The 13,665-nt window shown below is 62.8% G+C and carries 10 protein-coding genes and 1 pseudogene; 3 read left to right on the top strand and 8 right to left on the bottom strand.

Annotated features, from left to right (window positions below):
• Positions 1-194 precede the first annotated feature (194 nt).
• On the top strand, positions 195-1,697 hold the full coding sequence (locus AC50X5_RS08955; protein WP_494976079.1) for a glycoside hydrolase family 32 protein: 1,503 nt from the start codon (positions 195-197) through the stop codon (positions 1,695-1,697).
• 29 nt (positions 1,698-1,726) lie between these two features.
• Here the strand turns inward: AC50X5_RS08955 and AC50X5_RS08950 are convergent, their stop codons facing one another.
• The 3 genes and pseudogenes from AC50X5_RS08950 to AC50X5_RS08940 all read right to left on the bottom strand — a co-directional run.
• Positions 1,727-3,616, bottom strand: coding sequence for a glycoside hydrolase family 32 protein (locus tag AC50X5_RS08950; RefSeq protein ID WP_494975734.1), 1,890 nt, complete (start codon positions 3,614-3,616; stop codon positions 1,727-1,729).
• Positions 3,617-3,828: 212 nt separating this feature from the next.
• Positions 3,829-5,421 (bottom strand): glycoside hydrolase family 68 protein, encoded by a 1,593-nt coding sequence (locus AC50X5_RS08945; protein ID WP_494975733.1) that lies wholly within the window; start codon positions 5,419-5,421, stop codon positions 3,829-3,831.
• A 763-nt stretch (positions 5,422-6,184) separates the two neighbouring features.
• Positions 6,185-6,364, bottom strand: a pseudogene (locus AC50X5_RS08940) (VOC family protein); the annotation flags it as partial.
• A gap of 108 nt (positions 6,365-6,472) precedes the next feature.
• On the opposite strand from AC50X5_RS08940, the gene AC50X5_RS08935 reads away from it, so the two are divergent.
• The gene (locus tag AC50X5_RS08935) at positions 6,473-7,234 is read left to right on the top strand and encodes a GAP family protein (protein WP_494975732.1); all 762 of its coding nucleotides are present in this window, start codon (positions 6,473-6,475) and stop codon (positions 7,232-7,234) included.
• 26 nt (positions 7,235-7,260) lie between these two features.
• On the opposite strand, the gene AC50X5_RS08930 is transcribed toward AC50X5_RS08935, so the two are convergent.
• The 5 genes from AC50X5_RS08930 to AC50X5_RS08910 form a co-directional block, all read right to left on the bottom strand.
• Positions 7,261-9,480, bottom strand: coding sequence for an ABC transporter permease (locus tag AC50X5_RS08930; protein ID WP_494975731.1), 2,220 nt, complete (start codon positions 9,478-9,480; stop codon positions 7,261-7,263).
• Positions 9,477-10,196 carry an ABC transporter ATP-binding protein gene (locus AC50X5_RS08925; RefSeq protein WP_494975730.1) on the bottom strand — a complete coding sequence of 240 codons (720 nt, stop codon included), beginning with the start codon at positions 10,194-10,196 and terminating at the stop codon, positions 9,477-9,479. Before AC50X5_RS08925 ends, AC50X5_RS08930 begins: the two co-directional genes overlap by 4 nt.
• Positions 10,193-10,720 carry a PadR family transcriptional regulator gene (locus tag AC50X5_RS08920; protein ID WP_493983475.1) on the bottom strand — a complete coding sequence of 176 codons (528 nt, stop codon included), beginning with the start codon at positions 10,718-10,720 and terminating at the stop codon, positions 10,193-10,195. The genes AC50X5_RS08925 and AC50X5_RS08920 overlap by 4 nt, the downstream gene beginning before the upstream one ends.
• Before the next feature lie 114 nt (positions 10,721-10,834).
• Positions 10,835-11,578, bottom strand: coding sequence for an MBL fold metallo-hydrolase (locus tag AC50X5_RS08915; RefSeq protein ID WP_494975729.1), 744 nt, complete (start codon positions 11,576-11,578; stop codon positions 10,835-10,837).
• A gap of 149 nt (positions 11,579-11,727) precedes the next feature.
• The gene (locus AC50X5_RS08910; protein ID WP_494975728.1) at positions 11,728-12,834 is read right to left on the bottom strand and encodes a spore photoproduct lyase family protein; all 1,107 of its coding nucleotides are present in this window, start codon (positions 12,832-12,834) and stop codon (positions 11,728-11,730) included.
• Between the two features lie 119 nt (positions 12,835-12,953).
• On the opposite strand from AC50X5_RS08910, the gene AC50X5_RS08905 reads away from it, so the two are divergent.
• Positions 12,954-13,649, top strand: a complete 696-nt coding sequence (locus tag AC50X5_RS08905) for an SGNH/GDSL hydrolase family protein (protein WP_494975727.1) — start codon at positions 12,954-12,956, stop codon at positions 13,647-13,649.
• Positions 13,650-13,665: the final 16 nt, after the last annotated feature.

Here is a 13,665-nt window from a genome sequence, read left to right as displayed (position 1 = left end):
ATGAACTACACGAAAACCTTGTGCGTGGCCAGCCGATCAGGAAATGAACTCGACTGGCAACGCTATTCAAATATCCCTAGAACACCTGCAGTTGGCACGATGCAGTGCCACCCTGAGAGGAACCCACCTTGATACCTGAAATTTCTCGCCGCCACGTCCTGCAAGGCACAGGAGCAGGAGCACTTGCCCTGTTTATGGGTGGCGCTATGCCCGTCACGGGCGCCCACGCCCAGGGATCACTTCGCGCCGTCTACCATCTGACGCCGCCATCCGGCTGGCTATGCGACCCGCAGCGCCCGGTGTATGCCGACGGCGCCCAGCACCTGTACTACCTACACTCAGGGCAAAACAATGGTCCAGGCGGATGGGACCACGCGACCACCACCGACGGCGTAACCTTCACCCATCACGGAGACGCAATTCCGCTCCAGACCGATTTTCCGGTGTGGTCAGGATCTGCGGTCATCGACACCGCGAACACCGCAGGCTTCGGCGCAGGCGCCATCGTCGCGCTTGCGACGCAGCCAACGGACAACGTCCGTAAGTACCAAGAGCAGTACCTTTACTGGTCGACCGACGGCGGTTACACTTTCACGGCCCTTCCGGACCCAGTGATCGTCAACACCGATGGCCGAACTGCGACGACAACGGCAGAAATCGAGAATGCGGAATGGTTCCGCGACCCGAAAGTTCACTGGGATGCGTCACGCAGCGAATGGGTTTGTGTGATCGGCCGCGCCCGATATGCAGCCTTCTACACCTCGCCGAATTTGCGCGACTGGCATCTAAAACGCAACTTCGACTATCCCAACCCCGCCCTCGGCGGCGTAGAGTGCCCCGACTTGTTTCAAATGACTGCCAATGACGGCACTCAGCACTGGGTGCTTGCCGCAAGCATGGACGCCTACAGTATTGGTCTACCCATGACCTATGCATACTGGACCGGTGGTTGGGATGGCGAGCAATTCATCGCTGATGACGTCAACAACCCGCAGTGGCTCGACTGGGGCTGGGACTGGTACGCCGCCGTAACCTGGCCGGCGGCCCATGCACCGGAGACGCGACGACACGCTGTCGCTTGGATGAACAACTGGAAGTACGCCGCCCGGGATGTTCCCACCGATGCATCCGACGGGTACAACGGCCAGAACTCGATCGTGCGCGAACTGCGCCTAGACCGCCAGTTGGGAGGCTGGTACTCCTTACTCAGTACTCCTATTGGGGCACTCTCGGATCATGTCAACTCAACTACCGTGCTTCCCGATCAAACTGTGAACGGAAACGCCATACTGTCCTGGAGCGGCCGAGCCTATGAACTCGAACTCGACATCTCGTGGGATGCTGCAACGAATGTTGGCGTCTCGGTCGGACGCTCCGCTGATGGCGCGCGACACACGAACATCGGAAAATACGGTGACGAGCTGTACGTCGACCGCGCACCTTCGGACCTGAACGGCTTCTCTCTAGTCCCGTACACTCGTTCCGCAGCGCCCACCGACGCTGCCGCACGCACCGTGCACCTGCGCATTTTTGTCGACACGCAGAGCGTTGAAGTATTTATCAACGCCGGGCACACCGTCCTTTCACAGCAGGTGCACTTCAAAGACGGCGACACCGGCATATCGATGTACACCGACGGCGGGCCCGCGAACTTCTCCGGAATCACTATCCGTGATTTCGGAACACCTGCTACCTAACCATGTTGCGAACACGGTACGGCCAGGGGTCAGTGTGTGGACGATAAGGGCGTGAAGGTGAAATTTTCCAGTGCAAGCGTTCCCCCCACTGACGACAGCGTGGCTGCCTGTTGTTGTGAGCGAGGAAAGACGAGCGATGTGAGCGTTTGTTCGCCGTCGTTGACGAAGACCTCGATTGAGGAGTGGTCAACGAATATGGTCAGGTCGACAACCGCGCTGTTATCCGGGGCGGCTGCGGTACGCGGCTCGGTGAAGAGCGGTCCCAGCCCGGTGTTGGGGGGCTGTTCCCGGGTGAGGTAGGCGGCCTGTTCTTCGAAGCTGTAGCCGATCGTTGCAAAGATTGCCCCGTCGCTGGCCAGTTGCAGCTGCGCCCCGGTCCCGTCGTGGTCTTCGGAGCGTTTAACTGTGATGTCCAGCCGGTATGCCCCGCCGTTGATGGCTGGCAGGACGGCGGTGCCGTCCGTTGTGATCTCCTGTTGCCCTGACGATACTGCCGTGCCTTCAAGCGAGGCCAGGGTTTTGGTGGGGGAGGACACCAGGGTCGGGCGATCCTGGACGGTTTTCAGTTCCAGGTCGCGGACTATGGTGTTCATGCCCCCATGCCAATCATGGGTCGGCAGGTTGCGGGCATAGTCCCAGTTGTTCATCCAGCCGATTGCTTGACGTGACTGCTTATTCTGGCCGTCCGTGAGCCGCGGGTCCTCCCAGGTAACGGCGGCGTAGAAGTCGGATCCGGCGTCCAGCCACTGGTGTTTGTCGTCAGCGGGGGTAAAGCGGGTTCCGTCCCAGGTACCAGTCCAGTAAGCAACGCCGGTGGTTCTTCCTTCGCTTGTACCGTTGGCACTTGCTGCCACAACCCAGGCTCTTTTGGCCGGGTCACCGTCGAGGTCCAGCTGGAAAAGGTCGGGGCATTCCAGAATTCCGAGGTCGGCTCGTTCGAACCCGGATACGTACCGCCACTCTTTGAGGTCCGACGAGGTGTAAAGACCGAGCTTGTGGCCTTCGGCGAGGATCATGACCCATTGGTTATGGTCCTCGTCCCGGATTATTTTTGGGTCTCGCCAGTGCTCTGCCCCGGGGTTGTCCATGACGGGATTACCGTCAAAGGAACTGAAGGTGTATCCGCCGTCCGTCGAGTAGAAAAGTGATTGCCGTTGGACGCCCTCGTGCTGCTGGGTCAGGACCGAAACCACCGCTCCGTGCCCAAAACCGGCGGTGTTGTTGTGATCGACCACTGCGCTTCCGGTTTCAATGTCACCCAGCCCGTTTTTGTATTTTTCAATGGCGACACCTTCGTCCGTCCAGTTGAGGAGGTCTGCGCTGGTCAGGTGGCGCCACTCCGTGCCGTTACCCTCGGGGTAGTCGGAGTTGTACAGGTAGTAGTAGTGCCATAATCCGTTGACGAAAAAGGGGCGCTGGGGATCGTTCATCCAGTTCTGTTCGGGGGTGATGTGGTAGCTCGGCCGGTACAGGGAGGATTCCGGATTTCGGGATTTAGACCCTCCTGGTGCGGGTCCGGGTTCTTGCAGGCCAAGGTCGGCAAGCATGGCGTCCATCGCCTCCCCAGTGATACAGCCCGGTCGGTCCACGTCCGTATGCCCCACCTGTTGGGCAGCTTCATCCATGCTGGACCGCAGGTAGATGTCGCTGTCTATTCGGGCGGCGGCAATCCACCCGTCCTCACAGCTGATGGTCCTTAGATCGGACAGCCCGGCAGTCTCTAAGGGCTGTGTCGCGGCAAGGGTGGAGTCCCCTCCGGTCAGCCAATAGGTTCCATAGTTTCCCGTGGAATTCTTGGACGCTGCTTGCGCGGCCGCTACGACGTCGAGAGCTTTCTCCGCCTGTATTGGGGGGGCCGACACCTTCTCCCGGGGGACGATGACCAGCAATGCAACCAACAGGACAACAATCGTAGCCACCGCCCATACGACCGGCCTCGTTTTATTCGTTTGCGAATCCTTTGTCTGCGACATGCTGGCCTCAAAAATGTTCGGTCGTACGTTGCGTGCTCCTCAGGCAGCAGAGCGGGACGCCGGCAGTAGGCGCCCCGCTCCGTGCTTTTCAGCCGGTTGCTACCTTGAAGTCGCTGGCTGTCAAGAAAGTGCCGAGGAACTCACTTCCTTGTTGTTACTTATTTGTAGTGTCCGTTTCCGCCAACGTTGATGTTGGTGGGCAGGTAGCCGAACGGACCGAGGCCGTCGGTCCCGAAGCTGCGGTCAACCTGTGTAACGCCGGCTTTGAAGTTGATCTTCACGGTCGGAGCCAGGGAGCCGCCCCGTACGCCATTGACGTTGTCAATGAAGGACTGGACGAGTCCGCCCGGCTGCACGTAGTGCGAGTACGCCTGGAACTGGCGGCCATTCTGATTCGGAGTGGGAGCCTCCGGCGACTCTGAAGGCAGGTTCAGGTCCGTCGGCGAGCCGAGGGCCAGACCGCTGTTGTTCACCGGCTGGTAGTCCGACCGGATACCGTCGCCAACGAAGCCGTACACGCCGTCAGGTCCGCGCAGGCCGGCAGCGTACGTGAACTGGTGGCTGATCGTGTACAGGTAGTACTTGTTCTTGCCGTCTTCGTTCTGGATGAAGATCTGCGGGCGCTCCGTCTGGTCGTTCACGCAGTTGGCCGACAGGATCGGTGGCAGGAACGTCCACTTGGTCAGGTCCTTGTTCTCCGCTACAGCAAGGCCCACGTTGCCGGTCTGGAAATAAGCGCCGGTGTTGTTGACTGCTTCGACAGATTCAGCGTTGGCATCGCCCGCACGGTAGCCCAGGTCTTCCTCGGTGCAGCGGTAAGCGCCGCGCTGCTCTGCTGTGTTGCCCTCGAACACCATGAAGGTCTTTCCCGGGTGCGCAGGGTCGGCAAACGTGAAGGGGTCACGGAACGCGAAACCCGCGTTCTGTTCCTTCGTCTGGTACAGCTTTCCATCCGGCTCAAGAAGCTTCGTGTGCTGGAAGCCGTCGAACGTCACGCCATCCTTGTTTGCATGGATATTGCCCAGGGCCTTGGCAATGGCCGCGTCCGGTGCAATGCCTCCGCGCCCGGCGTTGCGCTCGGCAACGTCGTAAAACGTGGTGGCGGTGTAGAAGACGTTCACCTGGTTACCCTGCATGAGCCGAGTGGAACCGGACCATTCCGTGTTGCCGATGGAGGTTCCGTCGACGAAGAGGTGCCCGCCGTAATTCCACTTGTCTTTGGCGGGGTCGGCGTTGGTCTTGCGGAAGAAGTAGCCGATCCGGGCGTTCCAGTGACGCTGGTCAAAGCCATAGCCGGCGTGCCGGTCCGCTACGAGGGAGAAGATAACGTCCCAGCCTTTGTAACTGATCTGGTTAGCGTGCTCGTCCGTCAGGGACCAGGTGTCCCAGACCCAGACGTCCTCGTTCATGGCTTCAAAGGACTCCGGGATCTCCGGCATGGTGACGTCCGGGCTCATGGAATTCTGCCCGGGTGCCACTGTGGGGTCACTCTGGGCCATAATCTGCTTCGCATCTGCCCGGGTCCACTTTGCGGTGAAGTCCGATGCGGGGTCATACGCCTGCTGCGAATGTTCGGTGGGGAGGGGGAAGCCAGGAGTCGGAGCGGGCATTTGTGTGACGGTGGGCTCGTCGGCAGGCTCATTAGCCTGGGCCGAAGGAACGGCCAGGAAGGCCGAAGCTGCCAGGGCCGCCGTTAGTGCAGCGGCGGCTGTCCGCCACCGCAACGATGATGATTGGGGGTGCTTGTGCATTTTTTTGCTCTTCTCGCGGAGTTTCGTGGAAGACGGGCTAATGCCCTTTCCCGCTACTGCAGCGACCCGACCACGAGAGGCGTGATCAAGCACGCCTTCGTAAGGGGATGGCCCTGACCTGGGTAGGGCCGGACCGAGAAGCAGAAAGCTGATCGCTAACGCCGCGACCTACGATAAGCACAACCATGGACGCCCCGCAAAGAAAAAAACTGGTTAACGGGACGTTTGGAATGCGTTCAGTGCAAGCGCTTACACTTGCGCACGGACGCGCGTGCACTTGCGTACGGACGCGCGTGCCATCCGTGAATTTCGTTGTCAAAAGTCCATGAAAACCTCGGAACCATGGAGATTACACCTGGTGGATAGGTGAAGGCTTTTGGCTGCTGCCACCTTCGTTGCCCTCCAAAGTTGGGACGGTTCTATGCAGCAGGTTGCCTGTCAGCCGGCAACGAAAGCGGTAGCTCGAGGGAAAGTAATGAATACTCTTTTGGAATCACGTTGTTGACACGGACCGGTCAGTCCTGACAACGTTGTCTATGATTCCTGCGGTTTCCAAAGAAAGGACGATTACACCGGGACGTACCCGGTGAACTCGAACAACCCGCTCTCGGCCCTCCCCGCACACGCTCGAGATCGCGTCCTGCTACTTCGCCTGGTGTACAAAGTTCGAGTGCGCCGCCCCATCCGTTCCATGGAACAGGTGAACCGTCGGCTGAAGTTTGCCCGCACGCGACTCCAGGAAGCCGCCATAGGCCGGTCGCCATCAGTCTTTCTTCAGCTCCTGGGCGAGCATCAAGAGAATTCCGCTGGGGCCCCGGAGATAGGTGAGTTTGTAGACGTCCTCATAGGTGGCCACACCCCGCAGCGGGTGGCAGCCATGCTTTGCAGCTACTTCGAGGGCCTTATCGATGTCGTCTACAGAAAAGGCCACACGGTGCATGCCCCTGGTAAATGCATCGACGCCTTATGTACCTGCTTATCCTGCCTGAAGCGGCCCAAAATACGCCTATAGAGCGAGGCGCCCGCCGTAGCAGTGTGACAGGGTGTGTTCGTGAATCTGGATCTCATGGGGACGGAACCGCTAGCCGGCTTTGTGCTGCTGGGAGTGCTGGCAGTGTTGGCGCTCATCGACTCAACGAGCTTTGGTACCTTACTTATCCCGGTCTGGCTCATGCTGGTGCCGGGCCGGCTGAGGTACAGCCGGGTCCTCATCTACCTGCTGACCGTGGCGGTTTTCTACCTGCTGCTGGGAGCGCTGTTGCTGACCGTAGCCACCGCCTGGCTGCCGGAAATCGCGGCCTTTGCTTCCACCGCACCGTTTCTCTGGGCGCAGCTCATCGCCGGGGCGGGGCTGTTGATTGGTTCGTTCTTCATTGGCGGAAAACGTACCCAACGGCGCGGTCCCGGCCGGCTCGCCCGGTGGCGGCAGCGCGCTGTGAGTGACGCCGGGTCCGCGGACGGACAGGGAGGTATCCGGTCCCTGATGGCCCTGGGCGTCACCGCGGCAGGTGTCGAGGCCGCCTCCATGCTGCCGTACCTGATGGCGATCGGGCTGCTGTCCACTTCGGACTTCACTGGCGGATCCGGACTTCTGGTGCTGGTGGGCTACTGCGTCGTGATGGTGTTGCCGGCGCTGGTACTGCTCCTTGCCCGGTCCCTGATGAGCAAGTGGATTGAGCGGGGCCTGGCCAGGATCAGCGGCTGGATGGAACGTAACGCGGCAGAAACCACCGCCTGGATCGTCGGCATCCTGGGCTTCCTGCTGGCCCGGTCGGCTGCCGTGGAGCTCCAGCTCTTCGACTGGTTGCTGTAGCCGCCCTACCTCGCGAGCTAGTTAGGCTACTCAAAGCGGGTGACGGCCATTCCGGTATTGGTCCTCAACAGCCCGAAGGTGCTGACCAGCGCAGTGAACCCGATGCCCAGGCTTAGCCCCAGGGCAACGAAGTACTCCGCACCCGGCCAGTCCATTTTGTAGGCAGGTCCCAGCGAGGACACCATGATCCAGGCCACCAGGAAACCAAGCCCCACGGCGAGGAGCAGCACTGTAAGGAGCGGAACCGCAGCCTCCCTGGTGACGATCCCGCGCAGGCTGGAGGCGGGCATACCCATCAACCGCATCAGGCCGAGGACCCGTTTGCGGTCCAGCATGGCGGACGCTGTTGCCACAGCCAGCGAGATCGCGGAAATCGAAACGGCCACGAACATGCCCAGATAGGCCAGGGCTGACAGGCCCGCCACCAGGCGGGTGCTGCCGGTCGCGACATCGTCAAGGGGAGACATGGCCGGCGAGGCCGCCACCCCGGAAGTCGCGAGCAGGGTCCTTGCCCGGTCCACGGAGTCCGGGGCGCCGTCGGTATGGACAATGACCGCGAACGGCGTCTTCCCCGCCAACGCAACCGGCGAGGCGGAGGCAACCACGGGCTCCCGGTTCCAGCCGTTCAGGAAACGGCCATCAAGAACGGCAGTTCCGCCGTCGGGCACTTCCCCGACCCCCAGCCACACGGCCTCGGCGGCGTCAACATAGATCTGTTCCCCGCTTTCACCGGTGCCGTAACCGCCGCTCGCGTAGGCAACGGTGGCATGGAGTCCCGGTGTGGCGTCCACTGTTGCGGCGAAGGCAGCCACGGTACCGGCATCGGCAGAAGGATCAACGAAGGCGCGGACGCTGGCGGGCTGAAGCACCCCGGGTGCAGCGGCGGGGGCTCCTGCAGTAGTGATTGCGCTGGAACCACCGGCTAAAATGGACACCAGAAAAACAGCAATCACCAGCCCGGCTACGGACCGGAATGTTGCCGTGGGAGTGGCCATGATGCGGCTGGCGGCGATGACTGCGGGGGCGCTCCGGGCGAACCGCAGGCCTACCCGGCTGACCAGCAGTGTGAGCCAGGGACCAATGACCACCAGCCCGGCCATGATCAGCACAAAACCGCCGAACATCATGGGGATCTCCCACCACGGCGACCGCAGTTCCGGCACCCCGGTGGCAGCCACCAGGGTGCCCAGGCACAGGAATCCCGCCAGCAGCGGAAGCGCGCGCCGGGCCGTCGGCATCTGCTCGGGCATGGCCCGGCTAACCCCAAGCGGTCCCGTTCCAGAGGTCAGCGTCCGGTGCCCGGCCGCCAGCATGGAACAGAGCACGACGGCGGCAGCCACCACGGCAGCGGCTGTCCAGCCGGTGGCCAGATCGTCCACAAAAACGCGGGTGCCGTTGACCGGGATCTGTGCCGCCAGCGGCCGCACCAGAACTGACAGGGCAATGCCGAGCAGTGCGCCGGCCAGGCTGGGGACGGCCGCCTCCGCAGCCGAAATGCGGGCCGCAGTTCCCGGTGTCGCGCCTATCAGCCGCAGGGTGGCGAAACGCTCCCGACGCTGCGCCGCGCCTAAGTTGCTGACGATGCTGATCAGCAGCAGGATCGGAAAGAGGACAGCCAGCCCGCCGAGCAGGAACGCGGTGCGGTAGGCGAGGGCACTGTCGCCGTAGGGGTTGGTGGTGAATTCGGAGACCATGCCGGCGCCGCTGATACTGCTGCGGACCTCGGCTTCGGTGGCCCCCGTGACAACGATCAGGGAATCCGGACCGGGTAATGCCTCGTTGCCGATGGTCCCGGCAAAGGACCCAAAGCGGTCGGCCAACTGGCTGGCCGGCGATTGTTCCATGAGCTCCTGCAGGGCAGGGGACGCGTAATATTTACCCGGCTTCGGCGCAGTCGGAACCCCGGGGATTCGCACAGAGGTGTCCGGCAAGGACGCCACATCCAGCCGATTGATGACATTGTTCCGGAAATGCTCGCTTGGCTTGGCAACCAGGATGGCGTCCGGGCCCAGCGGGATGGGGACGGCGACAGCGTGCGGATCTCCGTTTGCGGGAGGCTCGTATGCAGAGACGCCCGTTTCGCGGAGCCAGGCGCCACGGCTGTCACGCTGCGCGAGGCCTTCAGCGGCGCCCCACAGCAGAAGGAGAAGGCAGACTCCGGCCGTTACTCCGGCCATGATCCCTGCGAGCCGGCCCACGGCCGAGCGGCTTCCGGCAAGGGCCAGCCGGAGGATGGTGATGTTCATAAGGCGACCTGGTAACCGGCGGCCACCGCGCCGTCGCGCACTACAATCTCGCGGTCCGCGTACGCCGCCGTACGGGGATCGTGCGTGATCATCACCAGGGTGGTTCCAGCCTCGCGCACCAGCGCCAGCATCTGGGTCAGCACATTCTCCGCGGCCAGGGAATCGAGGGACCCGGTGGGTTCGTCGGCGAACAGCACCTTGGGGGCAGCAACCAGGGCGCGGGCCACGGCCACCCGCTGCGCCTGTCCGCCGGAGAGTTCTGCCGGATGCCTGGATCCGTTGTCCTGCAGGCCCAGCCGCGCCAGGACTTCTGCTGAACGGTTCAGCGCCTCCCGCCGCCTGATCCCATTCAGCAGCAGCGGGATGCTGACGTTATCCAGAGCGGTGAGTTCGGGAAGCAGCTGCCCGAACTGGAAGACGAAACCGAAATCGGTGAGGCGGAGGCGGGCGCGCCCGGCCTCGTTCAGCGCGCTGATGGTGACGGCCTGCCCGACGGCGGAATCCGGCTGGTAGGTGACGGTGCCGCCGTCGGGGGTAATGACGCCCGCAAGGCAGTGCAGCAGGGTCGACTTTCCGGAACCTGACGGGCCCATCACGGCCAAGACCTCGCCCCGGTGCACATCGACGTCGACGCCCCGCAGGGCCTCTGTGGCGCCGAAGCTGTGCTGCAGTCCGCGGGCCGTGAGGATGGGTGCGGTTTCCGGGTGTGCGCTCATGCGTCGTGCAGCTCCTTCTTGAGTTGGGCCAGCCTTGCGCCGGTGAGATCGATCCAGCGGAGGTCCGCTTCGATGTGGAACAGCCCGTGGTCGCAGATGAGGACCTGCAGAAGGTCCGCGCCCTGCTTGAGTTTGGTCAGTGCGCGCATCCGGGACATGTGTTCGGCCCGCTGGACGTCCAGGAGCCTGGCGGCGTCGTCATCGATGAGGAGGGCGATGACGGTCTTGGCGAAAAGGTTGCTTTGCAGGGTCTCGGAGGGAACGTCAGGAGTAAACAGCCAGTCACGGACCCGTTCCTGCCCGGTGGGGGTGATCTGGTATTTCTTCCGGTCCGGCCCGCCGCCAGTTTCATCGCCCAGCGCCAGGATGAACTCGTCCCGGGCCATCCGCGCGAGTGTGGCGTAGACCTGCCCAAACGCCAGGGCCTTCCCGGTACCGAAGTAGCGGTCGTAGGAATGCTTGAGGTCATAGCCGTAGCTGGGTTGCTGGTGGAGCAGGCCCAGGAGGGCGAGTGAGTTGTTCACACCTGCGACTATACACCGAGTGTATAGTCGCATTAGATGCCGTTCAGCCAGGCGGGCCTGAGGGAACGGCAGAAGCGTTAGCCAATAGTGTCCCGCTGAGCACTACGGAGCAGCTCACGTCGCCCCGCTTTGCCGGGCCTCCTCCACAGCTGTTGCGATGCTGCCGTAGTAGGGCAGGCCGTGGCCCGGCAGCGCGGTTTCGGCGCCCGTGGCGGCGAGCATGCCAAGGGACTCCAGTGCCTTGCGGGTGTTGGCCGTCGCGGCAGCCGATACTATCTGCGGGCCGCGTGCTCCTGTGTAGGGGTCAAGGGTGACCAGCGCGTCTCCGGTGAGCACTGTGCCACGGTCGCCGAAGTGCAGGGCGCAGTGCCCATCAGTGTGGCCGGGGGTGTGCAGCAGTTCAGGGTGCCCAGGAAGAGCCCGGGCGGATTCGGCATCGAGCGTGCGCACATTTCCCACTCCCTTGACGTTCAGGGCCCCGGCCAGGGCCATCCGGGTGAGGATCGGGACGCAGCGCGGGTACCTGACGGGATACAGCAGGCGGTTCTTTTCGTGCTTGTACCTGTAAGGGTGGCTGGAGATGTACGCATCCGCCGGATGGACGAACACGGGCACGTCCAGGTCATGCTGCAGTTTGGCAGCGAATCCCACATGGTCGAAGTGTCCGTGGGTCAGGACAAGCGCGGAAATATCGCGGGGCGAGCGTCCGAGTTCCCGCAGCGCGCTGACCACCAGTTTCCACATGCTGGGCAAACCCGCGTCCACCAGCAGTACGTCCGCCCCGTCCTGCACGATGTAGCAGTTCACATCGGCATGTTCGATCAGGTGGATCCGGTCGGCGACATCGGGACGAAACATGCAGGATCTCCGTTCAGGACTTCGTGCTGCCAAAGACTACCTACCCGCAGTTTGTCCCTCAGCTTTGGCGCTGGCAACCCCCTTGCGGAATCCCGCCTACTCCGGGGCGGGAGTCGGGCGCAAGGTCAGCAAGTCCAGGAGTGCAAGGATCAGGTCCAGTAGAGCAACCGGGCAGCCGGCACGCGGCGCTCCAGCTCCTGGGTGAACCACTCGCGCATCCCGGCCATGGTCTGCTTCGGGTAGACGTACTTCACGCCGCCGAACTTGGACCGCTTCTTGCTCCGTGCATCCTCGTCCATCTCAAGCTTTGTCTTCGGGTACCAGCCCAGCAGCACCTCCTTGCTGGCAGGGGTGAACCGGTGGGTGATGATCTCGGCCGTGAGATCGAGGTCCTTGACGCCGGCAACCGCCCCGGCAACGTCGTCCAGCAGGGCACCATACTGCTCCTCCCAGCCAGGTATGGGCATGACGGGGGCGATGGTCAGGCCCACCCGGTAGCCGGCTTCGGCCATGGAGCGGAGAGCCGCAAGCCGAGCGGGCATCCGCGCGGTCCCGCCCTCGAACCGGTTGGCGACCTCTGCGGCGTTAACGGAAAACCGGACCCGGGTCCTGCGCTGGTGATCGAGCGTCACCAGCTCCGCGACGTCGTCGAACTTGGTGGTGAACCGCAACTGCACATCGGTGCCGAACTCTCCTGCCCCGACCCGGGAGATAGCGGCAGCAAGGGAACCCGTCACGCTTTCGATGCCCAAGGGGTCCGTGTAGCAGGACAGCTCGAACGTGGTGCCCTCGTGACCGCGCTCAATAGTGCCGCTGGTGACGGAGCCCCTGCCGGCATGCGTGCCTATCCCGCCCAGGACGTCGTCAATATTGGCATAGACGCGGGTTACCGGGGGCCCCTGCAAGGAGCCGGCCAGGTAGCAGTACTGGCAGTGGGCAGGGCAACCCCTGGCAAGGTCGATCCGCCAGTCGGCGCTGGGCGGGATGGGCTGCGGCTTAAGGGCGCTCGGTGGGGCCACCACCACGGCAAGGGTGTTCTTTGCTGCCGCGTAGGTCTCGCGCTCAGTGGAGCCACGCAGGCCAGTCAGGGCATTGCCAGGCATGACCCGGATGTCCTCGACGCCGGCACGTTCGCACCGCCGGATGATTTCCGCAGTGTGCGGCAGGTCTGCTGCGGCCCGCGTGATCATCACGTGTTTGGGGATCCATAAGCGGGTGGGGGAGACGGTGGTCAGGTCCATTTCCTGAAGAGTCATCATTACCCTGCATAACAATGCCGACGGCGGTTATGTTCCCTCTAAAACCCCGTCTACGGGCGTCTCCTCCAGGTTTCCGGGGGTGGCGGATGGCCCTTCGGACGGTGCACCATAGCCCCATGGATGCTGCACCGAACGGGGCCCGCGATACAGGCCATGTAGTCCTGCTGGGCGATTCCATCTTCGACAACGGAGCCTACGTGGGCGGTGGCCCGGACGTTATCCGCCAACTGCGGCAGGCGCTGCCGGGCTGGAAATGCTCGCTCTTGGCAGTGGATGGCGACGTTATCGCCGGGGTTGCCCGCCAGCTCAAAAGCCTCCCCGTTGACGCGACCCATCTGGTGGTGAGCGCGGGAGGAAACGACGCCCTCGGCTATGCGCCCTTATTGCAGGAGCACGCGGGAGCCGTAGCCGAGGCCCTGCTTTTGCTGGGCAAGGCGAGGAACAGGTTCGATGCAGACTACCGGAGCATGCTGGCCGGCGTACTGGCACTGAACCTGCCTGCGGCCGTGTGCACCATCTACGACACCCCGGCCTCAGAACCTGGCCAGAAGGTCATCAAAGCTGCACTGTCCCTTTTCAACGATTCCATCACCAGGGCAGCGTTTTCCCGTGGAACACCCCTGATTGACCTTCGGCTGATCTGTAACGAAGACGCGGACTACGCGAACCCGATTGAGCCCTCCTCCCATGGCGGGCAGAAGATCGCCCAAGCCATCGCAGCCTTCGTCCTGATGGAGCGTTCGGGCCCCTACTCAGTAGTAATAGGCGGGCCGCTGCACGATTCACTTGTTCCGCAGAATCCCGTCCGCTGAACTACGCGGTGCCGAC

It is taken from the genome of Pseudarthrobacter sp. MDT1-40-2 (assembly GCF_059383595.1).
This window is presented reverse-complemented; position numbering and strand designations above follow the sequence as displayed.